The organism is Pseudoclavibacter sp. Z016, from assembly GCF_002931215.1.
Lineage (GTDB): Bacteria > Actinomycetota > Actinomycetes > Actinomycetales > Microbacteriaceae > Pseudoclavibacter.
On sequence record NZ_PSTU01000011.1, the window covers coordinates 756161 to 782497 of the forward strand.

At 68.1% G+C, this 26337-nt stretch carries 22 protein-coding genes and 1 other RNA gene; 9 read left to right on the forward strand and 14 right to left on the reverse strand.

Annotated elements, in window-relative coordinates:
- The first annotated feature begins 21 nt into the window (after window positions 1–21).
- Window positions 22–1230 carry a homoserine O-acetyltransferase gene (locus tag C5B99_RS09675; RefSeq protein ID WP_104241522.1) on the forward strand — a complete coding sequence of 403 codons (1209 nt, stop codon included), beginning with the start codon at window positions 22–24 and terminating at the stop codon, window positions 1228–1230.
- Here C5B99_RS09675 and C5B99_RS09680 read toward each other — a convergent pair.
- The 5 genes from C5B99_RS09680 to C5B99_RS09700 form a co-directional block, all read right to left on the reverse strand.
- Window positions 1123–2508, reverse strand: coding sequence for a glycosyltransferase 87 family protein (locus C5B99_RS09680; protein ID WP_104241523.1), 1386 nt, complete (start codon window positions 2506–2508; stop codon window positions 1123–1125). The genes C5B99_RS09675 and C5B99_RS09680 overlap by 108 nt on opposite strands.
- Before the next feature lie 20 nt (window positions 2509–2528).
- Window positions 2529–3464, reverse strand: coding sequence for an ADP/ATP-dependent (S)-NAD(P)H-hydrate dehydratase (locus C5B99_RS09685; RefSeq protein WP_181064979.1), 936 nt, complete (start codon window positions 3462–3464; stop codon window positions 2529–2531).
- A gap of 68 nt (window positions 3465–3532) precedes the next feature.
- Entirely contained in the window at window positions 3533–4576 is a 1044-nt protein-coding gene (locus C5B99_RS09690; protein WP_104241525.1) for a hemolysin family protein, read from the reverse strand.
- The gene (locus C5B99_RS09695; RefSeq protein ID WP_104242103.1) at window positions 4569–5915 is read right to left on the reverse strand and encodes a hemolysin family protein; all 1347 of its coding nucleotides are present in this window, start codon (window positions 5913–5915) and stop codon (window positions 4569–4571) included. The genes C5B99_RS09690 and C5B99_RS09695 overlap by 8 nt, the downstream gene beginning before the upstream one ends.
- 181 nt (window positions 5916–6096) lie before the next feature.
- Window positions 6097–7536: a GuaB1 family IMP dehydrogenase-related protein gene (locus tag C5B99_RS09700; protein WP_104241526.1), complete on the reverse strand. Its 1440-nt coding sequence runs from the start codon at window positions 7534–7536 to the stop codon at window positions 6097–6099.
- A 145-nt stretch (window positions 7537–7681) separates the two neighbouring features.
- Between C5B99_RS09700 and C5B99_RS09705 the strand changes: the two genes are divergently transcribed.
- Complete coding sequence (locus C5B99_RS09705; protein WP_104241527.1) at window positions 7682–11389, forward strand: multifunctional oxoglutarate decarboxylase/oxoglutarate dehydrogenase thiamine pyrophosphate-binding subunit/dihydrolipoyllysine-residue succinyltransferase subunit; 3708 nt, start codon at window positions 7682–7684, stop codon at window positions 11387–11389.
- A gap of 83 nt (window positions 11390–11472) precedes the next feature.
- Here the strand turns inward: C5B99_RS09705 and C5B99_RS09710 are convergent, their stop codons facing one another.
- From C5B99_RS09710 to C5B99_RS09720, 3 genes are all read right to left on the reverse strand, one after another.
- The gene (locus C5B99_RS09710) at window positions 11473–11958 is read right to left on the reverse strand and encodes a hypothetical protein (RefSeq protein ID WP_146081975.1); all 486 of its coding nucleotides are present in this window, start codon (window positions 11956–11958) and stop codon (window positions 11473–11475) included.
- A gap of 88 nt (window positions 11959–12046) precedes the next feature.
- Window positions 12047–12307: a zf-HC2 domain-containing protein gene (locus C5B99_RS09715; protein ID WP_104241529.1), complete on the reverse strand. Its 261-nt coding sequence runs from the start codon at window positions 12305–12307 to the stop codon at window positions 12047–12049.
- Window positions 12304–12939: a sigma-70 family RNA polymerase sigma factor gene (locus tag C5B99_RS09720; RefSeq protein ID WP_104241530.1), complete on the reverse strand. Its 636-nt coding sequence runs from the start codon at window positions 12937–12939 to the stop codon at window positions 12304–12306. Before C5B99_RS09720 ends, C5B99_RS09715 begins: the two co-directional genes overlap by 4 nt.
- Window positions 12940–13088: 149 nt before the next feature.
- Between C5B99_RS09720 and aroA the strand changes: the two genes are divergently transcribed.
- Genes aroA through C5B99_RS09735 form a run of 3 tightly spaced genes read left to right on the forward strand, consistent with a single transcriptional unit; the run spans window position 13089 to window position 16440 of the window.
- A complete protein-coding gene (gene aroA / locus C5B99_RS09725) occupies window positions 13089–14534 on the forward strand; it encodes a 3-phosphoshikimate 1-carboxyvinyltransferase (RefSeq protein WP_104241531.1) in 1446 nt (481 codons plus the stop codon).
- 2 nt (window positions 14535–14536) lie between these two features.
- A complete protein-coding gene (gene rsgA / locus C5B99_RS09730; RefSeq protein ID WP_104241532.1) occupies window positions 14537–15598 on the forward strand; it encodes a ribosome small subunit-dependent GTPase A in 1062 nt (353 codons plus the stop codon).
- Window positions 15599–15624: 26 nt separating this feature from the next.
- The gene (locus C5B99_RS09735) at window positions 15625–16440 is read left to right on the forward strand and encodes an inositol monophosphatase family protein (protein ID WP_104241533.1); all 816 of its coding nucleotides are present in this window, start codon (window positions 15625–15627) and stop codon (window positions 16438–16440) included.
- Between the two features lie 42 nt (window positions 16441–16482).
- Here C5B99_RS09735 and C5B99_RS09740 read toward each other — a convergent pair whose 3' ends face one another.
- Window positions 16483–18036, reverse strand: coding sequence for an MFS transporter (locus tag C5B99_RS09740; RefSeq protein ID WP_104241534.1), 1554 nt, complete (start codon window positions 18034–18036; stop codon window positions 16483–16485).
- Between the two features lie 159 nt (window positions 18037–18195).
- On the opposite strand from C5B99_RS09740, the gene C5B99_RS09745 reads away from it, so the two are divergent.
- The 3 genes from C5B99_RS09745 (at window position 18196) to C5B99_RS09755 (ending at window position 20018) form a co-directional block, all read left to right on the forward strand.
- The gene (locus C5B99_RS09745; protein WP_104241535.1) at window positions 18196–18771 is read left to right on the forward strand and encodes a septum formation family protein; all 576 of its coding nucleotides are present in this window, start codon (window positions 18196–18198) and stop codon (window positions 18769–18771) included.
- A gap of 9 nt (window positions 18772–18780) precedes the next feature.
- The gene (locus C5B99_RS09750; protein ID WP_146081976.1) at window positions 18781–19224 is read left to right on the forward strand and encodes a septum formation family protein; all 444 of its coding nucleotides are present in this window, start codon (window positions 18781–18783) and stop codon (window positions 19222–19224) included.
- A 149-nt stretch (window positions 19225–19373) separates the two neighbouring features.
- Window positions 19374–20018, forward strand: coding sequence for a DNA-3-methyladenine glycosylase I (locus tag C5B99_RS09755; protein ID WP_104241537.1), 645 nt, complete (start codon window positions 19374–19376; stop codon window positions 20016–20018).
- Window positions 20019–20100: 82 nt separating this feature from the next.
- Here C5B99_RS09755 and ssrA read toward each other — a convergent pair.
- Window positions 20101–20469: a transfer-messenger RNA gene (gene ssrA / locus C5B99_RS09760) on the reverse strand.
- A 171-nt stretch (window positions 20470–20640) separates the two neighbouring features.
- Between ssrA and C5B99_RS09765 the strand changes: the two genes are divergently transcribed.
- On the forward strand, window positions 20641–22695 hold the full coding sequence (locus tag C5B99_RS09765; protein ID WP_104241538.1) for a hypothetical protein: 2055 nt from the start codon (window positions 20641–20643) through the stop codon (window positions 22693–22695).
- Between the two features lie 92 nt (window positions 22696–22787).
- Here the strand turns inward: C5B99_RS09765 and smpB are convergent, their stop codons facing one another.
- From smpB to prfB, 4 genes are all read right to left on the reverse strand, one after another.
- Entirely contained in the window at window positions 22788–23264 is a 477-nt protein-coding gene (gene smpB, locus C5B99_RS09770) for an SsrA-binding protein SmpB (RefSeq protein ID WP_104241539.1), read from the reverse strand.
- A gap of 91 nt (window positions 23265–23355) precedes the next feature.
- Window positions 23356–24267: a permease-like cell division protein FtsX gene (ftsX, locus tag C5B99_RS09775; protein WP_104241540.1), complete on the reverse strand. Its 912-nt coding sequence runs from the start codon at window positions 24265–24267 to the stop codon at window positions 23356–23358.
- Complete coding sequence (gene ftsE, locus C5B99_RS09780; RefSeq protein WP_104241541.1) at window positions 24264–25106, reverse strand: cell division ATP-binding protein FtsE; 843 nt, start codon at window positions 25104–25106, stop codon at window positions 24264–24266. Before ftsE ends, ftsX begins: the two co-directional genes overlap by 4 nt.
- Window positions 25107–25189: 83 nt before the next feature.
- Window positions 25190–26305 (reverse strand): peptide chain release factor 2, encoded by a 1116-nt coding sequence (prfB, locus tag C5B99_RS09785; protein ID WP_104241542.1) that lies wholly within the window; start codon window positions 26303–26305, stop codon window positions 25190–25192.
- Window positions 26306–26337: the final 32 nt, after the last annotated feature.

Consider the following 26337-nt stretch of genomic DNA (forward strand, 5'->3'; position numbering starts at 1 on the left):
GTAGCCGCTAGCCTGGCGCTGATGGACTGGACAGATCACGGCATCTCGCCGCCGAGCGGCAGAATTCCGAACGACGAATTGCGGGCGGTCTCGCTGAGGCCGCCCGCCTCGGGCGCGTGGCGCGACGGTGACGACGTCGGCCACCGCCAGTTCGCCTGGCTCGGGGCGTTCAGCCCCGAGCACGGCGGCGAGCTCCCGCTCATCCGGCTCGCCTACGAGACGTGGGGCACGCTCAACGCCGACCGCTCGAACGCGATCCTCGTGCTCCACGCGCTCACCGGCGACTCGCACGTGGAGGGGCCGCTCGGGCCCGGGCATCCGACCGCAGGCTGGTGGCCGGGCATCGTCGGTCCCGGGGCCCCTCTCGACACGGACCGCTACTTCGTGATCGCCCCCAACATGCTCGGCGGCTGCCAGGGCTCGACGGGACCCGCGAGCCTCGATGCTCGCGGGAACGCGTACGGATCCTCCTTCCCGGTGCTCACGATCCGCGACCAGGTGCGAGCGCAGGCGCTGCTCGCGGACGAACTCGGCATCGCCTCGTTCGCCGCCGTCATCGGCGGCTCCATGGGCGGCATGCACGCGCTCGAGTGGGGCATCATGTACCCCGACCGCACGCAGCGGCTCGTCGTGATGAGCGCACCTGCGGCGTCCGACGCGCAGACCATCGCGCAGAACACCCTGCAGATCGACGCCATCAGGCTCGATCCGAACTTCAACGGCGGCGACTACGCGGACGAGCCCGCCGGCTTCGGACCGCACCGCGGCCTCGCCCTCGCGCGGCGCCTCGCCATGCTCAACTACCGGTCGGGCACCGAGCTCGACGACCGCTTCGGACGCAGCTGGCAGTCCAACCTCAGCCCGGAGCAGGACGAAGGGCGCTACGCCGTCGAGTCCTACCTCGACTTCCACGGCAACCGCTTCACGCGTCGCTTCGACGCCAACAGCTACATCACGCTGCTGACGGCCATGAGCTCGCACAACGTCGGCCGCGACCGCGGAGGCCTCGATGCCGCGCTCGCGCGCGTCACCGCATCCACCATGGTCATCGGCATCTCGACGGACGTGCTCTTCCCGCCCGAGACGCAGCACCGCATCGCCGCGGGCGTGCAGAACAGCTACTCAGGCGACAGAGCCGTCACGATCAGGTCGAACTTCGGCCACGACGGGTTCCTGCTCGAGATCCACCACGTCGGCGACGCCATCCGCTCCATGCTCGCGAACGGCTGAGCTGGCGGGTGTGCGAGCCGCCGAGCTGCCGCTCGGAGCCGCGCGCACAGCTCGCCTGCTGCGCGGCCACATCGCCCAGAGCGCCCAGACGAGCAGCACGACCAGCAGCCCGTTGCGACCCGCGAGGAGCGCGACGCCGGCGGAGTGGGCATCGGTCACGAAGTTGTAGTTGCCTGGATAGATGATCTGCGTGAGCCAGGCGATGCAGAGGGCGATGCCGGCGGGCAGCGCGAAGCGCCTGACGTCGACGATGAGCCCGAACACGATGACCGGCGCGAGCCACGTGATGAACTGCGGCGAGCCGACCTTGTTGAAGACGATGAACGAGAGCACGAGCGCGAGCGACAAGGCCGGGAACAGGCGCGTGAACGGCATGCCACGACGCTTGGAAACAAGTGCGAGCAGCACCACGCCGAGCACGGCCACGCCAAGCACCGGCGTGAGCAGAGCGCTCACGAACTCCGTGCCGGGACCGTCGACCTGGAAGGTCAGGATCTCCATCGAGTAGTAGGCGTCGTAGCCAGGCACCTGCATCGACGCGAGCCACATCGGCACGGTCGCGGCGACCGCCTCGACCTGCAGCCCTCGCCCCGTCTGCTCGGTCACGAAGGAGAACACGTTCGACCCGCCACCGAGCGCGAGGGCCGGGATGAGCACGGCAGCGCACACGACGACGGCACCAGCAACGAGCCAGAGTCGGTGGCGCAGCACGATGAAGGCCGCCGCGAACACGGCAGCTGGCCAGATCTTGAGCCATGCGCCGAACGTGAGCAGGGCACCCGCGATCTCGGGACGACGCCGAAGCGCCAGCAGCGCGAGGATCGCGATCGGCACGCTCACCGCATCGATGCGGCCGAGCGCCACCGGTCCGAGCAGGGCCATGAGCACGAGCCACCACCAGGCGGCGATCTGCCGGAGCCTGGCGTCGCGAGACGAGGGGCGCCAAAGCGTCAGCGCCGCGAACGCCACGGCGTTGCCGGCCGCGACCACCAGCAGCCAGCCCAGACCGTAGTTCGCCTGCCCTCCGACCGCGTCTGCCACCAGCATCGGCAGGAGCGAGGGCAGCGGGTACACGAACGTCGTATCGATACCGGGCACCTGCCCCAGCTGGGCCTGGTCGACCCACCCGCGGTAGACCTGGAACACGTCGCCCATAGGGTTCGAGAGCGAGTAGAGGTTCACGAGGATCAGCACGTAATGGACGCCCGCGAAGGCAAGCCAGAGCGTCACGATCGAGAGAGGGCCCGGCCAGTGACGGGCGATCCACGACGAAGTCATGCGGGACAAGCTACCCCAGGTCAGGCGCGCAGCTTGGACGCCACGAGCGCTCCGACGAGGCGCGGCAACGCAGCGGTCGCGTCGCTCGCCCTGATCGGCGCACCAGGACCGAACCTCGTGAGCTCGTCGATCGGGGCCAGCAGCGCGGAAGCGGCCTCAGCGTTTCCCGCGTTCAGCTGCGACGCCAGCCAGCCAGCTCGCGCGTGCAGCCAGACAGCCGCTCCCGCGAGGTGCTGCGGCTCCGGCTGCTCGGCCACGTCTCGCTTCGAGGCGACGGCGCTCAGCGCACCCATGGCCCCGGCCAGCACATCACCGGTCCCCGCCGTGGCGAGCCAGGCTCCCGGAGCATCCACGACGATCGTCGGACCGTCCCCCGCGATGTAGGTGCGATGCCCCTTGAGCACGAGCGTGCAGCCGAGACGATCCGTCACGAGGCGGACAGCCTGTTCCGGCTCCTTGATGACGTCTGTGGCATGAACCTCGGTGTCCTCGAGCTTCGTGATGAGGGCGGCGAGCTCGGCCGCATGGGGCGTCAGGATGCATCGGCGCACGTGGTGGCCTCCCAGCACGCGCTTGGCGATCTGCCCGAGCGCGCCGGAATCGGCGATGACCGTGGCGTCGAGCTCCCGAGCACGATCGAGCGCTTCCCGCGCCTCGCTGGTGCGCCGCACGTCCTTCGGATCCACTCCGGACCCGACGACAAGCGCATCGAACGACGCGAGATCGGCGACGACCTCCGGACTCTGCCACAGCACCGCCTTGGTCTCCGCCTCGCCCCCGGCGTAGCGCACCATCCCGATCCCGGTCGCGAGGGCGGCCCTCGTCCCCAGGACGGCGGCGCCCGGGTAGTGCGTGGAGCCCGTCACGAACGCCGTGACACCCCGGCGGTACTTGTGGTCGTCCTCGCGCGGCGCGAAGACGCTGGCCGCGGCATCCTGAGCATCGAATTCCCTCACCCGGCCATACTGGTCGCTCTTCGACGACACGCCAAGTCGCCACCGCGCTCCGGCGAGGAGACCGGCAATCAGTGGCGAGCAGTCGCGTCCCGGATCTCGCCGACGAGCTCCTCGATGATGTCCTCGAGGAACAGCACGCCGAGCGTGTTGCCCTCTCGATCGAGGACCCTTGCCAGGTGGCTCCCAGTGCGCCGCATCGTGGCGAGCGCGTCCTCGAGGTCGGCCTCGTCGTGCATCGAGTCGAGCGAGCGGATGCGCTTGACCGGGATGGGCTGGTCGAACTCGTCCGGCTTGTCGAGGTCGAGCACGTCCTTCAGGTGCACGTAGCCGGAGAATTCACCTTCCTCGTCCAGGATGATGTAGCGCGAGTAGCCGTGCTCGGAGACCGCGCGCTGCAGCATCTCCGGCGTCGCCTCCGGCGGCAGCACCACGAGCTGCTCGCCCGCGATCGCGACCGCGGCGACCTTCTTCGCCGTGAACTCGAAGGTGTTCGAGAGCGTGCCGGCACGATCCATGAGTACACCCTCGCGCTTGGACTGCTCGACGATGCCCGCGACCTCGTCGAAGGTGAACGCACTCGTCGTCTCGGCCTTCGGCTCGACGCCGAACAGGCGCAGCGTCGTGTTCGCGATGCCGTTCAGCGCCCAGATGACCGGTGCGAACAGCCGCGAGAAGAACACGAGCGGCGGGGCGAGCAGGAGCGCCGCGCGGTCAGGCACCGAGAAGGAGATGTTCTTGGGGACCATCTCGCCGAGCACGACGTGCAGGTACGAGACGACGATGAGCGCGATGACGAACGCGATGGTCGAGATCATCTCCTCGCTGAGCCCCGTCGCGGAGAGCGGGATCTCGAGCAGGTGATGCAGCGCCGGCTCAGAGACGTTGAGGATCAGCAGCGAGCAGACGGTGATGCCGAGCTGGCTCGTCGCGAGCATGCCGGTCGCATGCTCCATCGCGTAGAGCGTCTGCTGGGCGGCTTTGCTGCCGCGCTCGGCTCGGGGCTCGATCTGCGATCGCTTCGCGGAGATGACCGCGAACTCCGCGCCGACGAAGAAGGCGTTCGCGGCGAGGAGCACCACGAGCCAGGCGAGTCCAGACCAGTACTCAGCCACGGTTCTCCTTCTCGGCGTGCTTGTCGGCGAGGCGCTGCATGAGCGCCTCCCTCGACTCGTAGGACTCGTTCGGCGTGAACGCGACCCGATCGACCCGGCGACCCTCCATCCGCTCGACGCGGAACGTGCCGACGGGGACCTGCACCTCGTCGCCGACCGCGGGGATGCGCTCGAGCGCGTTCATCATGAAGCCAGCGACGGTCTCGAAGGGCCCGTCGTCGTCGAGCTCGATATTCAGGCGGTCCCGTACCTCATCCGGCCGGAGCATCCCGTCGAACGTCGTGCGGCCCTTGGCGCGCACGACGTCGAGATGCGCTCGGTCGTGCTCGTCGACGAGCTCGCCGACGATCTCCTCCACGAGATCCTCGAGAGTGACGACCCCGTTCGTGCCGCCGTACTCGTCGAGGACGACGGCGAGCTGGAAGCCGCCGGAGCGGAGCTCGGCGAGCAGAGCGTCGAGCCCCAGCGTCTCCGGCACGAGCAGCGCATCTGTCTTGATCGCGCCGACCGGCACGGAACGGCGGCGATCGAGCGGCAGCGAGACGGCATTCTTCAGGTGGGCGACGCCGACGATCTCGTCGATGTCCTCACCGGTCACCGGGAATCGGGAATGGCCCGTCGACTTCGCGAGGTCGATGAGGTCCTGGACCGGCGCGTCGACCGCGATGGACTGCACACGCGGCCTGGGCGTCATGACGTCCGCCGCGATGTGGTCGGAGAACCGCAGCGTGCGGCTCAAGAGCACCGCCCGCTCGCCCTCGAGCAGTCCGACGAGCGCGGAGCGGCGGACGAGGCTCGAGAGCTCCTCCGCCGTGCGGGCGCCGGAGAGCTCCTCCTTGGGCTCGATGCCGAGGGCCCGGATGAGGCCATTGGCGCTTCCGTTGAGCACCGCGACGGCGGGGCGGAAGACGGTTGTGAACGCGACCTGCAGCGGGATGAGGAACTTCGCCGTCGCACGCGGCACGGCCAGCGCGAAGTTCTTCGGGATCAGCTCCCCCATGACCATCGAGAGCCCCGTGGCGATCACGATCGCGAGCACGGCGCCGACGGGGCGCACGGCGTCCTCCGGCAGCCCAACGGCGCCGAGCGGCGACGAGAGCAGCGACGAGATGGCCGGCTCCATCGTGTAGCCGGTGAGGAGGGTCGTCAGCGTGATCCCGAGCTGCGCGCTCGAGAGGTGCGTCGACGTGTGCTTGAGCGCGTTGATGGTCGGGGTGAGGCGCTTCTCCCCGCGTTCCCGACGCTTCTCGAGGTCGTTGCGGTCGAGGTTGACGAGCGCGAACTCCGACCCGACGAAGACGCCGGTCCCCACCGTCAGGAGGACGCCGATGCCGAGCATGACCCACTCGTTCACGAACCCTCACCCCTCGATACGGGGATGCTTCGGGGATGCCGAGCCGGAGAGGAGCAGGCGCTCAACGCAGGCAGAGCTGCGGCGCGTGAGGGTGCGGATCGCGGAGGATGGTCATCGTCCATAGTTGCCACGAAGTATAGCGAAGACCACCCTCACGCGACCGCGACTACCAGGACACCGGGAGGGCCTTGCCCTCTTCGTAGCCGGCGGCCGACTGGATGCCGACCTTCGCGCGCTGGCGGAACTCGGGCAGCGAGTCGGCGCCCGCGTAGGTGAAGGACGAGCGAACGCCCGTCGTGATCATGTCGATCAGGTCGTCGAGACCTGGACGCTTCGGGTCGAGCATGATCTTCGAGGACGAGATCCCTTCCGCGAAGAGCAGCTTGCGGGCGCGCTCGTAGGGCTCGAGGTCGCCGAACCGAGCCTCGACGGCCTTGGTCGACGCCATGCCGAACGACTCCTTGAACCAGTTGCCCGACTCGTCCGTCCGCACCGTGCCAGGCGCTTCGACGGTGCCGGCGAACCACGAGCCGATCATGACGGCGGAGCCTCCCGCGGCGAGCGCGAGCGCGACGTCGCGCGGGTAGCGCACTCCCCCATCTGCCCATACGCGTGCCCCGAGCGCGTGCGCCGTCTCCGAGGTCTCCAGCACGGCCGAGAACTGCGGACGACCCACGGCCGTCATCATGCGGGTCGTGCACATCGCACCCGGTCCGACGCCGACCTTGATGATGCTCGCCCCGGCCGACACGAGGTCGTGGACTCCGCTTCCGCTCACCACGTTCCCGGCGACGATGGGAACACCGAGCTCCGCGCCGCGGACCGCCTCGATGGCGCGCAGCATGCTCCCCTGGTGGCCGTGTGCCGTGTCGAGCACGAGGACGTCGGCACCGGCTTCCACGAGTGCCCGAGCACGCTCGAGCGCGTTGCGCGACACGCCGACGGCGACCGCGACACGCAGGCGTCCCTCCGAATCGAGCGCGGGGCGGTAGATCGTGCTGCGGAGGGCACCGCCCGAGGTGACCGTCGCGACCTCGCCGGCCTCGGTCCGGACGGGGGCGAAGTTCGACCCGGTCTCGGCGAACGAGTTGAAGACCGCGCGCGAGTCGCGCGCGAGCGAGACGGGGATCTCGTCGACGAAGTGGTGGCTGAGGTCGGCGAGCACGGCGTCGCTCGGGACACGCGCGAGGGTCGAGGCCTGCAGGACTCCCAGCACATCTCCGGTGGGCCCGAGCACCGAGACGCCGAAGCCGGCCACCGGCGGCACGAGCTCGAGCACGTCGCCGACCGTCGCCTCGCCCTTCGCCGTGAACGGAGTGTCCAGCACCGGATCCTGCGACTTCACCCAGCGGATGGCGGCTTGCAGCTCCTCCAGCGACATGTCCTGGGGAAGGACTCCGAGCCCGCCGCGGCGCGCTATGGCGGCTGCCATGCGGGGCCCGGTGACCGCGTTCATGTTCGAGGCGACCAGCGGAATCGTCATGCCGGTCCCGTCGTCCGGGGCGAGCGAGACGTTGAGTCTCGAACCCACGTCGGAACGACTCGGAATGAGGAACACATCGGAGTAGGTGAGCTCGTGGTGAGGGGCAGGACCAGAGAAGTGCATGGCCTCCAGATTACTTTGCGGAGCCCCCTCCTCACCCCACTTTCGCGCAGAGCGCTCGCCAAGGGCGTTAGGCTTGTCACTCGATGGGGTCGCCGCCCAGATTCGGCGCGTCCCGCATCACTAGACGAACGCGAGACGAACTCAGGTGGCGAGTCATTTGACCAGTGCGGGTACAGACGAAGCAAAGTCCGATTTCGGAGCCAATGACTGGCTCGTCGAGGAGATGTACGAAAAGTACGTCAAGGACCCGAAGAGCGTAGACGAGGCCTGGTGGCCAACGCTCGAGCAGTACGCGAAGCAGCAGGGCGCTGCTCCCGCGAAGACGGCGCCAGCGGCTCAGCCCGCCAAGGCGGCTCCGGCTCCCGCGGCTGAGGCGAAGAAGCCAGCGGCCGACGGTGAGGCTCGCAAGCAGGCGAAGACGACTGCCGCAGCCCCTCAGGAGAAGCTCATCCCAGCGGATGCACCCGCCGCTGACAAGGAGAAGGCCCCGTCGCGCGAGAACATCGTGTCGCCGCTCAAGGGCATGGCGAAGGCCATCGCCAAGAACATGGACATCTCCCTGCAGGTGCCGACGGCCACGAGCTACCGCGAGATCCCCGCGAAGCTCATGATCGACAACCGCATCGTGATCAACAACCACCTCCGGCGGACCCGCGGTGGCAAGGTCTCGTTCACGCACCTCATCGGCTGGGCGCTCGTGAAGGCGCTCATCAAGTTCCCCAGCATGAACGTCTACTACGACGAGATCGACGGCAAGCCATCCGCCATCGAGCCAGCGCACGTCAACCTCGGTATCGCGATCGACGTGCCGAAGCCGGACGGAACCCGCGCCCTGGTCGTGCCGAGCATCAAGCAGGCCGAGACCCTCAACTTCCGCGAGTTCCTGGGGGCGTACGAGGAGCTCATCAAGCGCGGACGCCAGAACAAGCTCAGCGGAGACGACTACGCGGGCACCACCATCTCGCTCACGAACCCGGGCGGCATGGGAACCCTCCAGTCCGTCCCGAGGCTCATGAAGGGGCAGGGCGCCATCATCGGTGCCGGCGCCCTCGACTACCCGGCCCCCTATCAGGGCATGGCGCAGCACGTCCTCGACGACCTCGCCATCTCGAAGCGCCTCACCATCTCGAGCACCTACGACCACCGGGTCATCCAGGGCGCCGGCTCCGGCGAGTTCCTCAAGATCGTGCACGAGCACCTCACGGGCAAGCACAACTTCTACGAGGAGATCTTCGCCTCGCTGCGCATCCCGTACAAGCCCGTCGTGTGGTCGCAGGACGTGCACGTCGACCTCGCCGCGTCCATCAACAAGACGGCGCGCGTGCAGCAGCTCATCAACATGTACCGCGTCCGCGGCCACATGATGGCGGACATCGACCCGCTGCAGTACGTGCAGCGCACGCATCCCGACCTCGAGATCGAGAATCACGGACTCACGTTCTGGGACCTCGAGCGCGAGTTCGTCGCGGACGGCTTCGGCGGCAGCCAGCGGATGCTCAAGCTCCGCGACATCCTCGGCATCCTGCGCGACTCCTACTGCCGCACGATCGGCATCGAGTACATGCACATCCAGGACCCGGAGCAGCGCGCCTGGTTCCAGGACGAGCTGGAGCACCCGTACACGAAGCCCACGCACGAAGAGCAGATGCGCATCCTCAACAAGCTCAACGAGGCTGAGGCGTTCGAGACCTTCCTGCAGACGAAGTACGTCGGCCAGAAGCGCTTCTCCCTCGAGGGATCCGAGTCGGTCATCTCGCTGCTCGACACGATCATCCAGGGCGCAGCGGAGGAGGACCTCGACGAGGTCGCCATCGGCATGGCCCACCGTGGTCGCCTCAACGTCCTCACGAACATCGCGGGGAAGACCTACGGGCAGATCTTCCGCGAGTTCGAGGGCGTGCAGTCCAGCTCCGGACGCGGCAACTCCGGCGACGTGAAGTACCACCTCGGCATCGAGGGAACCTTCACGGCGGCATCCGGCGCGACGATCCCCGTCTACCTCGCCGCCAACCCCTCGCACCTCGAGGCGGTGAACGGCGTGCTCGAAGGCATCGTGCGCGGCAAGATCGACCGCAAGTCCGACGGCCGCGACGCCGTGCTGCCGATCCTCATCCACGGTGACGCGGCGATGGCCGGCCAGGGTGTCGTCTACGAGACGATGCAGATGTCGCAGCTCCGCGCCTACCGCACGGGTGGCACGATCCACGTGAACATCAACAACCAGGTCGGCTTCACGACCACCCCGCGCGACGCCCGCTCGTCGATGTACTCGACCGACGTCGCGAAGGCCATCTCGGCTCCCGTCTTCCACGTGAACGGCGACGACCCCGAATCGGTGGCTCGCGTCGCCGAGCTCGCGTTCGCCTACCGCCAGCGCTTCAAGCGCGATGTCGTCATCGACCTCATCTCGTACCGTCGCCGTGGCCACAACGAGGGCGACGACCCGTCGATGACGCAGCCCCTCATGTACAACCTCATCGAGGCGAAGCGCTCGGTCCGCAAGCTCTACGCGGAAGCCCTCGTCGGCCGTGGCGACATCACGCAGGACGAGTTCGACGCGGCGCAGAAGGACTTCCACGACCGCCTCGAGCGCGCCTTCGCGGAGACCCACCAGGCGCAGACGCAGTCGACGCCCATCTCCGCGGCCGAGCTCTCAGCCGTCGGCTCTCGCGAGGAGAACCACCGCTCCGAGCCGGACTCGACCGCCGTCGCACGCGAGGTCGTCGAGATCATCGGCGACGCGCACGGGAACCCGCCAGAGGGCTTCTCGGTGCACACGAAGCTCAAGGCGGTGCTCTCCAAGCGGGAGCAGATGAGCCGAGACGGTGGCATCGACTGGGCATTCGGCGAGCTCCTCGCGCTCGGCTCGCTCCTCATGGAGGGCACGCCGGTGCGCATGTCGGGCCAGGACTCGCGCCGCGGCACGTTCGTGCAGCGCCACGCGCTCTTCCACGATCGCCTCAACGGCCAGAACTGGCTGCCGCTGTCGAACCTCAGCGACAACCAGGCACCGATCTCCATCTACGACTCGTTCCTCAGCGAGTACGCGGTGCTGGGCTTCGAGTACGGCTACTCGGTCGAGCGACCTGACGCGCTCGTGCTCTGGGAAGCGCAGTTCGGTGACTTCGTCAACGGCGCGCAGACCATCATCGACGAGTTCATCTCGGCGTCCGAGCAGAAGTGGAACCAGCGCTCGAGCGTCGTGCTGCTGCTCCCCCACGGCTACGAGGGCCAGGGCCCCGACCACTCGTCGGCGCGCATCGAGCGCTTCCTGACGCTCGCCGCGGAAGAGAACATGACGGTCGCGATGCCGTCCACGCCGGCTTCGCACTTCCACCTGCTGCGCCGCCAGGCGTACGCGCGTCCCCGCAAGCCACTCGTGATCTTCACGCCGAAGTCGATGCTGCGTCTCCGCAGCGCCGTCTCGCCGGTCGAGGACTTCACGAACGGCTCGTTCCGCCCCGTCCTCGATGACGAGCGGATCACGGACAAGGCGGCCGTGCGCCGCGTCGTGCTGCACGCGGGCAAGCTGCACTACGACCTGCGTGCGGAGCTCGACAAGCGCGAGGACACGAGCGTCGCGCTCGTGCGTCTCGAGCAGTTCTACCCGATGCCAGGTGAAGAGATCAACCGCCTCCTCGCCGAGTACCCGAACGCGGAGATCGTCTACGCGCAGGACGAGCCGGAGAACCAGGGAGCGTGGCCGTTCATCCGCACGCACCTCGCCCCCATGCTCGAAGGACGCACGATCCGAGCCGTCACACGACCGGAGTCCTCTGCTCCTTCCGTGGGCACCATGAAGGCTCACCAGCGCCAGCAGGCTGAGCTCATCGAGGGCGTTCTCGCCGACTAGGCTTCGCGCCTCGTCTGCACGACGAAGACGCCCGCTCCGAGCAATCGGGCGGGCGTCTTCGTCGTGTGCGTGCGCGTGTGCCGCTAACGACCGGTCAGGAGCGCCACGGCGTCGTCGAGGTACGCGGCGAGCGCGCTCGAGCTGCCGGCGCCGAGACCCGCCTGGGCGCCGGGCACGGCACCCCAGTGCAGCACGACCTCGCCGCCGACGACCTCCAGCCCAGGGTGCGCGTCGACACCCAGGCCGTCAGAGAGCTGGATCGGCGTCGCGCCGTAGTTGACGGTCTCGCCCACCTCGAAGCCCGAGCGCAGCGCGGCCAGCTGGACGCGGCGACGCTCGGCGGCGAGGGCTGACTGCTCGCTGTAGTGGTCGGGCTGCTTGGCGACGCGAATGACCGAACCGACCCGGTACAGCCCGCCCTGGTGGTCCAGCAGCAGCTCGCGCAGCCGCCAGACACTGGAGACACGTCGCATGACGGGCCCGCGACGGATCCCGAGCACCGGACGGCGCTCGACGAGCTCGCCGAGCGTCTCACGCCTGGCAGCCCGCGCGTCCAGTTCGGCTGCCACTTCGCCGACGCGCTCCGACAGAGCGCGCCATGCGTCATCGTTCGGGTCTGCAGTCATCTGCCGCGAGGGCGTCTCGGTGCTGCTCGGCTCAGTTCGCGACGGGCGTGCCGTGCGAGCGCTGGATGCTGCGGAGCTGGTCGAGCACGTGCATCCGCAGTTCCTCCGGAGCGCGCTCCTTGCAGGCTCGCTGCACGACCTCCATGAGCGAACGATTCACGTGCAGCTCGCTCTCGCAGTCCTTGCAGTGCTCGAGGTGCTCGCGAATGTCGCTCGCATCTGTACTGGCGAGCTCGTTGCGCAGGTACTCCTCGAGGGCGTCCTTCGCTTTCTCGCAGCCGCAATCGGTCATTTCTTGCTCCCTGTTTCCTGCTCGTCCCCGTCCAAGGGCGGAATGATGCCGTTCTCCCTCGCGTAGCCGGTGAGGCGATCGCGAAGCAGACGCCTGCCGCGGTGGAGCCGCGACATGACGGTGCCGACGGGGGTCTTCATGATGTCTGCGATCTCCTTGTAGGAGAAGCCCTCCACATCCGCGAGGAAGACCGCGAGGCGGAAGTCCTCCGGGATCGCCTGGAGGGCGTCCTTCACCGTCGAATCGGGAAGGTGGTCGATCGCCTCGGCCTCAGCCGACCGCGAAGACGTCTGCGCGGTCGCCGACTCGGCGCCGCCCAGCTGCCAGTCCTCGAGGTCCTCGAGCGCATTCGCGTACGGTTCCCGTTGCTTCTTGCGGTACGAGTTGATGAAGAGGTTCGTGAGGATTCGGTACAGCCACGCTTTGAGGTTCGTGCCCTGCTCGAAGCGAGCGAACGCGACGAAGGCCTTCACGAAGGTCTCCTGCACGAGATCCTGCGCATCCGCGGGGTTCCGAGTCATGCGCATGGCCGCCGCGTACAACTGGTCGATGTACTGCAGCGCCTGCTCCTCGAACAGCTGCCGGAGTTCGTCCTGGTCTGGGGTCGCCTGAGGCGACTTCTGCTCACTCATTACGCGTGAGTGTACTGCCGTGCGCCGCTCAGCGGCTTGACGCCTCGGCGGCGCGAGCGTTGTCGGCAAGGGCTGCCCTCCTCTTCGATGTCAGGTGGAAACGCATTTCCGGGTGGTGCGCGCGTGTGTGGCGGTATCGTTGTCAACCAATGGAGATCTTTGGCTATTCCGGACCACGCTTCGACCTGTACCGAGATGACGAGGGCAGCGAGCCGCTGACCCTCGGCGACGGTCCGTGGGAGGCTCCGACGGCGACTTCGCCGATCGACGCGCGCCTGCAGATCCCCGGGTCGAAGAGCCTCACGAATCGCGAGCTCGTGCTCTCGGCGCTTGCGGAGGGGCCATCGAAGCTCCGGCACCCGCTCTGGGCCAGAGACACGGAGCTCATGATCGACGCGCTTCGGCAGCTCGGCACCCAGATCACCGAGGTGCCCGGCGACGGGCGGTTCGGGAACGATCTCGAGATCACGCCCGGTGAGCTCGAAGGCGGCGTCTCGATCGACTGCGGTCTCGCGGGCACGGTCATGCGGTTCGTTCCCCCGCTCGCATCCCTCGCGCTCGGCCCGGTGGCCTTCGACGGCGACGAGGCCGCACGCCGACGCCCGATGAAGGGCACGGTGGATGCGCTCAAGGCGCTCGGCGTGGAAGTGCGCGACGACGGCAGGGGCGGCCTGCCCTTCTCGCTGTACGGCACCGGTGAGGTCGCGGGCGGCGAGATCACGATCGACGCAGGAGCCTCCAGCCAGTTCGTTTCCGGGCTGCTCATGGCGGGCGCGCGCTTCACGGACGGACTCACGCTCATCCACTCCGGCGATCGGGTTCCGAGCCAGCCGCACATCGACATGACGCTGGCGGCGCTGCGCGAGCGCGGCGTCGACATCGACGACTCGACCCCCGGCACCTGGCGGGCCGAGCCCGGCGCCATCGACGGGCGCGAGCTGACGATCGAGCCGGACCTCTCCAACGCCGAGCCGTTCCTGATCGCCGCGCTCGTCGCTGGCGGCAGCGTCTCGATCGAGGACTGGCCGGAGTCGACCACGCAGGTCGGTTCGCACCTCCAGCATCTCCTCCCCCTGTTCGGCGCGACCATCTCGGTCGAGGACGGCGTGCTCACCTGCACGGTCGAGCGCGGCATCGCCGAGGGAGCCGAGGTGCCAGGTGTCGACCTGGATCTCTCCGAGGCCGGTGAGCTCGCCCCGAACCTGGCAGCGCTGTGCGGGCTGTGCACGACCACGAGCCGCATCACGGGGATCGCGCACCTCCGCGGTCACGAGACCGACCGCGTCGCGGCCATCGCGGCAGAGCTGCGCGGCATCGGCTGCGAGGTCACAGAGCTCGAAGACGGACTCGAGATCGTTCCAGGAGAGCGCACGGCGCACGAATGGCGAAGCTACGAGGACCACCGAATGGCCACCTCGGGTGCCATCGTCGGTCTCGCCATCGCGGGAGTCACGGTCGACGACATCCACGCGACGAACAAGACCCTGCCCCAATTCGTGCAGCTCTGGCAGGACATGCTCGACCAGGGCACGCACAGCGACCCGGATGAGGGCGAGGACGACGGCAGCGTCGACCTCGCGGCCTTCGCCATCTGACCGTGTCCCGCTCACTCGGCGACGCGTTCGACGCCTACGGCGACTGGGATGAGGAGGACATCCGAGTCCGCCCGAACCCCAAGGCGAACAAGCCCAGGTCCAAGCAGCGCCCGAAGCACAGCGATGCGGTGACGGGGCGCGTCGTCACCGTCGACCGTGGCCGCTACACGGTGCTCCTCGACGAGGGAACACCAGAGGAACGCACGGTCACCGCCGCGAAGGCGCGAGAGATCGGCCGCACGGCGATCGTGACAGGCGACCTCGTGGACCTCGTCGGCGACACCACCGGTGACACCGGCAGCCTCTCCCGCATCGTCCGCATCTGCGAGCGCAAGACGCTGCTCCGACGCAGCGCCGACGACACCGATCAGGTCGAGCGCGTCATCGTCGCGAACGCCGATCAGATGCTCATCGTCGCCGCGACGGCCCAGCCCGAGCCGCGGCCTCGGCTCATCGACCGCTACCTCGTCGCTGCGCTCGACGCCGGCATCCAACCGCTCCTCGTGCTGACGAAGACCGACGTGGCGCCTGCGGATGAGCTCCGTGCGCTCGTCGAGCCCCTCGGCGTGAAGGTCTTCGAGTCTCGCCCCGGCGGAGAGCCCATCGAGGAGCTCCGCGCCGCTCTCAGCGGGCACACGACCGTGGCCGTCGGCCACTCAGGCGTCGGCAAGTCGACCCTCGTCAACGCTCTGGTCCCCGGCACCCTTCGCGAGACGGGTGTCGTGAATGCGGTCACCGGTCGTGGCCGGCACACGTCCTCCTCCACGCTGGCCGTCCGCGTCGAGGCCTCGGACGGCCGCACCGGCTGGATCATCGACACCCCGGGCGTCCGCTCCTTCGGCCTCGGACACGTGAACCGCGACAACGTGCTGCAGGGCTTCACCGAGCTCTCCGTGATCGCCGAGGAGTGCCCTCGAGGCTGCACGCACCGGGCCGACGCCCCGGACTGCGCGCTCGACGACGCCGTGCGCGACGGGGAGCTCGACGAGGCGGGAATCGCCAGGCTCGACTCCTTGCGACGCCTGTTCCTCTCCCTCGATCAGGCAGCGGACACCGCCTACTGATCACCGGGCTGGCCTAGGCTGAGCTGGTGGCCACCGAACTCCTGCATCCGCTCTCCTCCGACCTCCGCCTCGCGAGAGAGCTCGCCGACATCGCCGACGCGATCTCGATGAAGCACTTCAACTCGCGCTCGCTCGGGGTGTACGAAAAGGAGGACCGCACTCCGGTGACGGATGCGGACCGCGCTGTCGAGCAGGCGCTGCGCTCGCGCCTCGCGGAGACACGTCCAAGCGACGCCATCCTGGGCGAGGAGTACGGCTCGCACGGCACCTCCCGCCGACAGTGGATCATCGACCCGATCGACGGCACGGCGAACTTCATGCGCGGCATCCCGATCTGGGCGACGCTCATCTCCCTCGTCATCGACGGCGTCCCCGAGGTGGGCGTCGTCTCGGCACCTGGCCTCAACCGCCGATGGTGGGGCGCGACTGGCCAAGGCGCGTATCTCGATGACGACCTCAGCGACATCGACGTCGCGACGGACCGGCGCATCCAGGTGAGCGCCGTCGACGAGCTCGAACGCGCCTCCATCAGCTACAACAGCCTCAAGGGCTGGGACGAAGCGGGGCGTTCAGCGCAGCTGCTGGAGTTCAGCCGTGCCGTGTGGCGCACGCGCGCGGTCGGCGAGGTCTGGTCGTACATGCTGGTCGCGGAAGGCGCGATGGAGGTCGCGGGCGAGTTCGATCTGCAGCCGTACGACATGGCCGCGATCGTGCCGATCGTCGTCGAAGCCGGCGGCACGTTCACGAGCATGGATGGCGAGGAGGGGCCGTGGCACGGGAGCGCCCTCGCCACGAATGGCCTCCTGCACGAGCAGGCGCTCAGGGCGCTCGCCGCGCGCTGACCTCGGCCCGCTGATCTCCGCCCGGGTCCCGGCCCGCGCGGTTCACTCCCCCGCTGGTTGGGCGCGCTGGCGTCTGCGGTGGCCGGCGAGGTCGACGATGGCGACCACGAGCGTGATGCAGGACAGCCCGATGACGACGATGAGCCCGCCCGCGACGGACGCCTTGTACGCCTCCTGGACCACGGGCGAGCTCGTGTCCGGGCCCGTTCCCGCGACCTGCAGTGCCGCGACGCCAGCGAAGAAGACGGAGCTGCCGATCGCGAGCCCCATCGCGTTCCCGAGGCGCTGACCGACCTGCGCGAACGAGCCTGCGATGCCGGCCTGCTCGACGGGAACATGCAGCAGCATCCGCATCTGGTTCGCCCCCATGACGAGCCCCGCCCCCGCCCCGGAGATGATGAGGGCGGCGCTCACCAGGTACGGCGAGAGCTCCGGCTCAGCCAGTTGGGTGACGACGAGCACTACCGCGTAGCCCACCGCGAAGAGGGCGACGCCGACAGCGACGAGCGTCGCGCCGTGGTGGAACGTCCACTTGCCCGACACCGCGGCGACCACGGCGGACGTGAGGGCGTATGGCACCGAGACTGCTCCGACCAGCACGGCCGGATGTCCGAGTCCCTGCTGGAGGAACAGCGTCACGAGCAGGAAGCCGACCGGCATGGCCGCGAAGAAGAGCGTCGTGATGAGCACCCCGTACCGGTACGAGGGCGTACGGAAGAGCGCGAAGTCGACGACGGGGGTCTTGCCGAGACGGAGGTAGCGCCGTTCCCAGAGGATGAAGCCGACGAAGAGTGCGACCGCCGGTGCGATCAGCCACCACCGTGCGGGGTTGTCGGTGTCGCGTCCCGAGGTGAGGACGAAGGGCAGCATCGTCGTGAGCACGGCCAGGCCCAGGAGGGCGACGCCGAAGAGGTCGAGGGTCTGCCCCCGAGCCACCTCCTGCTTCGACGGCAGGAGACGCCAGGCGAACGGGAGCACGATGAGGGCGAGCGGGACGTTCATCGCGAAGGTCCAGCGCCAGCCCGCCTCTTCCCCGAGGAGGCCGATGAGCAGCCCGCCGATGGTCGGCCCGAACGCCGTGCCGAGACCCACGATGGCGCCGAAGATGCCGAAGGCCCTGCCGCGCTCCTGCCCCGTGAAGAGCTGCTGGATGAGTCCGAGCACCTGGGGCATGAGTATGCCGGCCGCGAATCCCTGCAGGATGCGCCCGCCGATGAGCATCTCCGTCGTGACGCTCAGCGCGCACACGAGCGAGGCGAGTCCGAAGGCGACGAGGCCGATGAGGAACAGGCGCTTGCGGTTCCAGAGGTCGCCGAGCCTGCCCGAGGGGACGAGGAGGATGCCGAACGCGAGGACGTAGCCGGCCACGATGAGCTGCACGTCGGACGAGGCCGCCCCGAGGGTGTGCTCGATCGGCCCGAGGGTCACGTTGACCTTGGCGAGGTCCAGGATCGTGAGGACCGCGACCGCCGCGCACACGGCGAAGGCTGGCCAGCGCGATGCTTCCTGCGTGGATGGCGACGACGCGGACGACGGTGAGGTCGCTTCGAGCTGTTCGTCTGACCGCTGCTTGGGGGAAGTCGCGTCTCGTGGCATATGGAGCACATGCTACGCCGCTCTCGGGAACCGCATGGGCCGCTTCGCCGGTCGGGGCCTCAGTGGTGATCTTCGGGAATGCGGCAATAGACTGGTCCAGTCGCGACTCCGGGAGCGGCATGGAGCTCTGGACCACGTACACCCCCACGAGGAGCAACGATGCGAACCGCCGCCGTACGAAGCGCCGCAGGCGCGTCCCTTGGGCTCAGCGCCCTCCTCCTGCTCAGCGGATGCACGCTGGTCACGACCCTCGCGGGTGGCGGCTCGGACCCGGTGGTGACGACGACGTCCACGGCAGAGGCGACCGAGTCGTCGACGACCACGCCGACGGAGAGCGAGACCGCCACGCCAACGCCGACGGCGGTCGCAGGGACGATGACCGGCATCGAAGATCTCCAGGTGGGCGACTGCTTCGACCTCGAGTCCGGTGCCGATGACGCCGAGCTGTTCCCGAACTGCGACTCGCTGCACACCTTCGAGGCGTACCACACGGAAGACATGCAGGGTGGAGCCGATTTCCCGGGCGACGCCGCGGTGGACACGGCGCTCCAGGACATCTGCTCGGCCGCCTTCACCGGATTCATCGGCGCCGAGCCCTTCCTGACGAGCTGGAACTACACCGGTATCGTCCCGAGTGCTGAGTCGTGGGGCGGCGGCGACCGCGAGGTCCTCTGCATCGTGACCCCGGTGGACGGCCAGCCGACGGCGGGCACGGCAGCGGGCTCAGCCAGCTAGCCTGAGAGCGTGGCTCACCGACTCCCTGCAACGCTCCTGACCGCGCTCCTCGCGGGGGCCGCGCTGACGGCCTGCACTGTATCGCCGGATGCTCCGCGGACGGTGCCGATCACGGAGCTGTCTGTCGGTGACTGCTTCTCGTCGAACGCAGAGCAGACGGTCGCCACGATCGCTGGGGCCTGCGACACCCCGCATCTCTACCAGGTGCTGTCCATCACGCCCTCGGAGCTGGGCGAGGACTTCCCAGGCGAGGAGGCTCTGACCGCAGAGGCCGACGTACGGTGCGCCGCAGACTTCGCCGGGCTCGGCTCCGACGTCACGGCGGGGCTCACTGCCCTGCACCTCGTGCCGAGTGAGGCGAGCTGGGCCGAGGGAGACCGCGACCTCGCCTGCCTCGTCGCGAGCAGCGATGGCGAGGAGCTGACCGGCTCGCACGTACCAGCGGGAAGCTAGCTCCTCCGCTCGGTCGGCTGTGGACAAGCGCGGCGGGTGTCGGAGGCTCCGGGTACCGTTCTCGACACAGCAGGTTCTCGATCAGTGCCGTTCGCGTCCGTCCCGGTTCGCGGAGATTGCAGGATTCCGCGTCCGGAGAGGAAAGACCCATGCCAGCATCCACCCAGCCGACCGCAGCGCTCCCCTCGGCGAGTGCCTCGACAGAGCTCGTGATCGGCGAAGATGGGCTGGCCCGCCCGCCCTGGGCGAGCCAGGATCAGCTGCTGATGGACTACTACGACACGGAGTGGGGCATGCCGATCGTTGACGAGCGAGGCGTGTTCGAACGGCTCTGCCTGGAGATCTTCCAATCCGGGCTCTCGTGGCGGCTCATCCTGCAGCGTCGTCCCCTTCTGCGCGCCGCGTTCAGCGGCTTCGACGTGGATGCCGTCGCCGAGTTCGGTGACGACGACCTCGAGCGGCTGATGCTCGACGCGGGTGTCATCCGCAACCGCCTGAAGATCTCGTCGATCATCAAGAACGCGCGCGCGACGATCGTCCTTCGCGAGAGCGAACCGCTGCACGAGCTGGTCTGGAGCGCGAAGCCGCAGGTGACGCCGAGGCCCACGACCGTTGCCGAGGTCCCGAGCAGCAGCGAGGAGTCGAGGTGGCTGACGAAGCAGCTCAAAGCGCGCGGCTTCAGCTTCGTCGGACCGACCAACCTCTTCGCGCTCATGGAAGCCATCGGCGTCGTGGACACGCACCTGGTCGGCAGCCATAGGCGCGGCAGCTCCGGGGTGTGGCCGGAGAGCTGAGCGGCGTCACCCGCAGAGACAACAGTGCCCCGGCTGCCGAGTCGATGACCTGGCAGTCGGGGCGTTGCTCATGACGTGGGTTTCGTGGAGATGGGGGGAATCGAACCCCCGTCCACAACTACGAAACCGCGGCTTCTCCGGGTGCAGTCTGTCTACTGTTCTACTTGGCTCCGATCATGGGGACAGACACCTTGATCGACGAGCCCAGTTCCAGTGCAAGTCCCGTGGTGCCCTGAAACACAACACCACAGCAAGTTCCCTTAATGACGCCAGCTACCGGAGCGGGAACTCCCCCGGGCTGACGGACTATCGGACTCGCTTAAGCAGCGAGGGCGAAGTCGGTGCGCTTAGCGTTAGCACCTATGTTTTGCGAGGGGCGTTTACGAGATAACCCCGCATCCTCGACCCGCTTCACGCCGATTCACCAGTCATGTCGAAACCGATCATCCCCGTGAGCCGAGTCTCCTCGGCGGCGTTCCACGTCATGAGCACTGTTGAGTTGCAGCTGCCAGAACAACTGGCAGCTCCTAAACATACGTCAAGTCGGCCGAGAAATCCACGTCCTGGGCTGCTCAGGGCAAGCCTGAAGGCGATTCCCGGGAGGACCAGTAACCTGAACCCCATGAGCGGCAATGACTTTGAAGGATTCGGGCGCCCGAATTGGCAGAAGCCCGAGAACGGCGACGAACACGCCCCGGAGTCTGGGGGCGAGTCTCAGGAGACGCAGGCGGGTGAACCACCGCAGCAGGACCTGCCAGAGGTGACCGAGCAGTCCGGGAACGCCGACGCGGCGTCCGGGCACGAAGGTTTCGGCGCGCACTTCGGCCGACCCGCTGAGCAGCAGCCCGACGCGCCTGCTCCGGATGCGACCGGGTACGAGGCCCCCGCGGCCCCCACTTGGTCGCAGTCCCCAGAGCAGGACGTGCCGTCTGCACCCGTGACCCCTGTCGCGGATTCCTCGCACGAAGAGACGGCCCCGCCCGAGCAGAACAGCACCGAGGTCCTCGGCTTCGGCGAAGGGAACCAGACGGCGGTTCTCGGACGCGGCGACAGCAACCAGACGGAGATCCTCGACTCGGGAGCGCCTGCCGCACCGAGCTGGGACCAGTCCCCCGCCCAGGATCAGGGGGCTTGGATCGACCAGGGCGCAGCGGCTCCCGGCGCAGCGTGGGACCAGCAGGCGTCAGCTCCCGCCTGGGGGCAGTCTGCCCCAGAGGCGCAGGACGCACCGACGACGCAGACACCAGCCTGGAACGCCCCCGCCGGCCAGGACGGCCAGGGGCAGGGCCCGGGTCAGGGCGGCTTCGACGCCCCGGCGTACGGCGACCAGAACCTCCCGCCCGCCTACGGTGGCGGGAATGAGGCACCGGCCTACGGCTCCACCGCGTCGGCCGCGGCAGCTCCCGCCTTCGGCGCGGCCTACGGCGCACAGCAGCAGGCCGGTGCGTGGAACGGCACGCCGGACAACCAGACCCCAGCCCCCTACGCGCCGGGTCAAGCACCCGGCCAGGCTGTCGGCGCGCCAGCGTTCGGCGACAACGGAGGCGGCGGCTTCCAGGGCGGCGGCCCCGGTGGCCCGAACGACTTCGGCAACGGCGCCCAGCGGAAGAAGCCCTGGTTCCGCAAGCCTGCGATCCTGATCCCGGCGATCATCGGAGTTGTTGTCCTCGTGGGCGCGGCCGTGGCGATCCCCGTGACCATCCACAACAACAACGTGAACCGCGGCGACGAGCTGGCGGCGGCGTTCCAGACCGATCTCGACGCGCACTACGCCGACTGGACGACCGAGAACCTCGACCTCGCCTCGAACGTCACGATCTCCGCATCGCTCGGCGAGAACACCGACTTCTTCTCGCAGTCCGCGGCGCAGATGTCCGACTTCTCGACCCGCTGCGGAAACGTGGCGACAGCCGAGACGACCATCACCGACCTCGCGAGCTCGACCGTGCCCGCGCTCACGGTTGAAGAGGGCGCAGACGCCTCCGAGGCGTACAAGGAGGCGCAGACCGAGAGCGATGGGCTGAGTGAGCGACGCGACATCGTCGCGAACTTCGCCGACACGGCCAGTGCCGACGTCGCCGCCCTGCAGCAGTTCTGCGAGGCGTTCCCGAAGTACAACTCGATCTACAACACGTTCGGAACGCAGCTCGCGGCACTGTCCAGCACGGTCTTCACCATTCCGGACGGCCAGAACATCGACCTCGGGAACAACCTGTACTACCCGTGCAACGTGTCGACGGGCTGCCCCGACTACAGCGACCCGAACATCGGCACCAAGATCGCCGATTCCATCAAGTCGACCTACGTCGACTTCTACCGAGGGATCGCCGACCTAGCCGCGTCCGACTGCTTCCTCGACGAGCTCAGCGACGTGTGCACGAGCTACAGCACCGAATTCGGCAAGGCAGCGGATGCGGCGCAGGCGGCTTCCGACTCGTACCGCTCGGAGACGCTCAGCCTCACCGTCGGCGCAGTTCCCTTCGCGAACTCGGCACCGCTGTTCACGGCGATGTTCGACTCGTTCGATGCGGCGGATGCGGCCGTGCAGGCGGCCTGGTGGAGCGCTGATCCCTCCTCCAACGGGCAGAGCGATCGGGGCTGGCAGTCGCGCAGCCTGAAGACGCTCCTCTCGGCGCACGAGAGCTCGATCGCGACGCTCGTCGAGAGCGTGCGCTGACCGCCTGAAGCGCGGACAGCGATGCGGCCCCCGATCCACTGGATCGGGGGCCGCTTCGCTGTTGCCGCTCGTCGTTCGAGGACCGCCGGGGGTCACTCCCCCATGTACTTGCGGGAGGCTACGGCCCTGTCGGCCTCGCGCTTGTCCTGACGCTCGCGGAGGGCGTGGCGCTTGTCGAACTCGCGCTTGCCCTTGGCGACGGCGAGTTCGACCTTGGCCCGGCCGTTCAGGAAGTACAGCGTGAGCGGGACGAGCGTGTACCCGCCCTCCTTGGTCTTCATCGCGAGCTTGCGGATCTGCTCCTTGTGCAGCAGGAGCTTGCGCTTGCGGCGCGGGGCGTGGTTGTTCCAGGTGCCCTCGAGGTACTCGGGGATGTGCACGGCGTCGAGCCACGCCTCACCGCGGTCGATGTACGCGTATCCATCGACGAGGGAAGCGCGCCCCTGACGCAGCGACTTCACCTCGGTCCCGTTGAGCACGATGCCCGCTTCGAGGGTGTCCTCGATCAGATAGTCGTGCCTGGCTCGACGGTTCGTCGCGACAGGCTTTGTCCCTTGCTCCTTTGGCATGGCCTCTTCCTCTCTCGACGGCAGACGATGGACAGCCCGCTATCTTACGACACGGGCTGTCCATCGGTCTACTCTGCGGGTTTCGTGCGGGTCAGACCTTGAGGTACTTGTTGATCGCGATGCGCGCCGACGCCCAGGCGAGCAGCACGCTCACCACGAGCAGCACGGGGAGCGCAAGCAGCGCCTCCGGGACTCCGATGAGGGAGACGAAGGGCAGCTGGCGTCCAAGGTAGCCCTGCACGAAGAAGTGGGCGATGGCGAGCGTCGCCCCCGACGCGAGGACTGCGCCGATGAGGGCGGCCACGATTCCCTCGAGGATGAACGGCGCCTGGATGTAGCGGTTCGAGGCTCCGACGAGACGCATGATGCCGATCTCGCGTCGGCGACTGATGGCGGAGAGGCGGATCGTGGTCGCGATGAGCAGGGCGGCCGCGACGAGCATGACGACGGCGATGCCGATGGCGGAGAGGCTCGCGACGTTGAGCAGCTCGAAGATGCTCTCGAGGTACTGCCGCTGGTCGGTGACCGCTTCGACCCCGTCGTAGCCCTCGAGCTGCTGGATGATGATGTCCGCCTGGTCGGGGTCGGTCAGCGTGATGAGGAAGCTCTCGGAGAGGTACTCGGGCTCGACGAAGGAGACGATCGGGTCGCCGGCGAACTGCTGCTGGAAGTTCGCGTAGGCCTGGTCCTGGTCCTCGAAGACGTACTCGTTGATGTACGGCGTGAGGACGGCACCCTGGAGGGCCGCTTCGACGGCCTCGCGCTGCGACTCGCTGGCCTGCCCACCGGCACAGTTGGGGGCGCTCGAGACGGAGGAGCAGAGGTCGACCGAGACCTGGGCGCGGTCGTACCAGAACGACTTCATGCTGCTGATCTGCTGCTGCATGAGGATTCCGGCGCCGACGAACGTCAGGGAGACGAAGGTGACGAGCACGACGGAGATGACCATGCTCGAGTTGCGGCGCAGTCCCTGCCACATCTCGGCGAATACGCGGCCGATCATTTGACGTCTCCAGTGTTCTTCGTGGTCGGTTGGCCGGCGACGCGCGAGGCGATCGAGTCGGCGATGGATGTGGGTGCCTGAGATTCGACTGCGGCTTCGTCGTCCTGCTCGAGCTGGTTGGCGGCTGCCGTCTCGGCTTCGGTGAGGGGGACGATCCCGGGCTGATAGACGCCGTCTGACTCGTCGCGCATGATGATGCCGCCGTCGAGCTCGATGACGCGCCTGCGTTCCTCGTCGACGATGGATACGTCGTGGGTGGCCATGACGACGGTCGTGCCGTTGGCGTTGATGCGCGCGAGGAGGCGCATGATGCCGCGGCTCGTGACGGGGTCGAGGTTTCCGGTCGGCTCGTCCGCGAGGAGGATGTCCGGCTTGTTGACGACGGCGCGCGCGATCGCGACTCGCTGCTGTTCACCGCCGGAGAGCTCGTGCGGGAACCGGTTGGCCTTGTCGCCGAGGCCGACGGTCTTGAGGACGTCGGGGACCGCCTTCGCGACGTGCCCACGCGACTTGCCGAGCGCTTCGAGCGCGTAGGCGACGTTCTCGAAGACGGTCTTCCCTGCGAGGAGGCGGAAGTCCTGGAACACCATGCCGATGCTGCGCCGGTAGTACGGCACCTTGCGGTTGGAGATGCGGCGCAGGTCCTGGCCGAGCACGTGCACCTGGCCTCGGCTGGGTGCGTCTTCTCGGAGGATGAGGCGGAGGACGCTGGACTTGCCGGAGCCCGAGGGGCCGACGAGGAACACGAACTCGCCGCGCAGCACCTCGAAGGTGATGTCGTCGAGTGCGGGGGCGGCGGTGCCAGGGTAGACCTTGGCGACGTTATCGAATCTGATCATGGCGCTAACAGGGTAGGCACCGGACTGGCGTCAGCCCGGCGCGACATGCAGAAGTGGTCAGACGCGATGGTCAGCGACCCGAGCTAGGCGGCGTCGGCCTCTCCGCGCTTGCGCCAGCGGATGCCGGCGGCGATGAATGCGTCGATGTCGCCGTCGAAGACCTTGTCGGTGTTGCCGGTCTCGTGCTGGCTGCGGAGGTCCTTCACCATCTTGTAGGGGGCGAGGACGTAGGACCGCATCTGGTCTCCCCAGCTGGCGGTGATGTTGCCGGCGAGCTCCTTCTTCTGTGCGTTCTCCTCCTCGCGGCGGAGCAGGAGGAGGCGCGACTGGAGGACGCGGAGCGCGGCGGCGCGGTTCTGGATCTGGCTCTTCTCGTTCTGGCAGCTCACGACGATGCCGGTCGGCAGGTGCGTGATGCGGACGGCGGAGTCGGTCGTGTTGACGGACTGGCCACCGGGGCCGGACGAGCGGAACACATCCACGCGCATGTCGTTGTCCGGGATCTCGATCGACTCGGTCTGCTCGATGAGCGGCACGACCTCGACGGCGGCGAAGCTCGTCTCGCGGCTGCCTGCGGAGTTGAAGGGGCTCATGCGCACGAGGCGATGCGTGCCAGCCTCGACGGAGAGCGTGCCGAAGGCGTACGGGCTGTCGATCTCGATGGTGGCCGACTTGATGCCCGCCTGCTCTGCGTAGCTCGTGTCGAGGACGGAGACCTTGTAGCTGTGCTGCTCAGCCCAGCGGAGGTACATGCGAAGCAGCATCTCTGCGAAGTCGGAGGCGTCGACGCCGCCGGCGCCGGCGCGGATGGTGATGACGGCCGGGCGGGGGTCGAACTCGCCGTCGAGGAGGGTCTGCACTTCGAGGTTGCCGATGACCTTGGTGATCGACTTGAGCTCGGCTCGGGCTTCCTCAGCCGTGTCCTCGTCTTCCATCTCGACGGCCATCTGCGCGAGCACTTCGAGGTCGTCGAGGCGCTGCTCGATCTCGTCGAGACGCTTGAGGTCGGACTGGGCGTGGCTGAGGGCGGAGGTGACCTTCTGCGCGTTGTCCGTGTCGTTCCAGAGGTCGGGGACGGACGCTTCGGCCTCGAGCTCCACCACCTTCGCGCGGAGCTTGTCGGGGTTGAGCACGGCGCTGATGTCTCCGAAGGTGCTGCGCAGGGCAGTGATCTCCGAGGCGAGGTCAAGGTTGATCATGATCCCCCAAGACTAGCCGTCGGGGCTGGGCG

Excerpts from the sequence above, each read along its gene's own strand:
- C5B99_RS09715 (WP_104241529.1), bottom strand. The coding sequence starts at position 12,307 with ATGACCGATTGCGGCTGCGAGAAAGCGAAGGACGCCCTCGAGGAGTAC.
- prfB (WP_104241542.1), bottom strand. The coding sequence starts at position 26,305 with ATGATCAACCTTGACCTCGCCTCGGAGATCACTGCCCTGCGCAGCACC.
- C5B99_RS09675 (WP_104241522.1), top strand. The coding sequence starts at position 22 with ATGGACTGGACAGATCACGGCATCTCGCCGCCGAGCGGCAGAATTCCG.
- aroA (WP_104241531.1), top strand. The coding sequence starts at position 13,089 with ATGGAGATCTTTGGCTATTCCGGACCACGCTTCGACCTGTACCGAGAT.
- C5B99_RS09680 (WP_104241523.1), bottom strand. The coding sequence starts at position 2,508 with ATGACTTCGTCGTGGATCGCCCGTCACTGGCCGGGCCCTCTCTCGATC.
- smpB (WP_104241539.1), bottom strand. The coding sequence starts at position 23,264 with ATGCCAAAGGAGCAAGGGACAAAGCCTGTCGCGACGAACCGTCGAGCC.
- C5B99_RS09720 (WP_104241530.1), bottom strand. The coding sequence starts at position 12,939 with ATGAGTGAGCAGAAGTCGCCTCAGGCGACCCCAGACCAGGACGAACTC.
- C5B99_RS09695 (WP_104242103.1), bottom strand. The coding sequence starts at position 5,915 with ATGCTCGGCATCGGCGTCCTCCTGACGGTGGGGACCGGCGTCTTCGTC.
- C5B99_RS09740 (WP_104241534.1), bottom strand. The coding sequence starts at position 18,036 with ATGCCACGAGACGCGACTTCCCCCAAGCAGCGGTCAGACGAACAGCTC.
- ftsE (WP_104241541.1), bottom strand. The coding sequence starts at position 25,106 with ATGATCAGATTCGATAACGTCGCCAAGGTCTACCCTGGCACCGCCGCC.
- C5B99_RS09765 (WP_104241538.1), top strand. The coding sequence starts at position 20,641 with ATGAGCGGCAATGACTTTGAAGGATTCGGGCGCCCGAATTGGCAGAAG.
- C5B99_RS09755 (WP_104241537.1), top strand. The coding sequence starts at position 19,374 with ATGCCAGCATCCACCCAGCCGACCGCAGCGCTCCCCTCGGCGAGTGCC.
- C5B99_RS09700 (WP_104241526.1), bottom strand. The coding sequence starts at position 7,536 with ATGCACTTCTCTGGTCCTGCCCCTCACCACGAGCTCACCTACTCCGAT.
- ftsX (WP_104241540.1), bottom strand. The coding sequence starts at position 24,267 with ATGATCGGCCGCGTATTCGCCGAGATGTGGCAGGGACTGCGCCGCAAC.
- C5B99_RS09745 (WP_104241535.1), top strand. The coding sequence starts at position 18,196 with ATGCGAACCGCCGCCGTACGAAGCGCCGCAGGCGCGTCCCTTGGGCTC.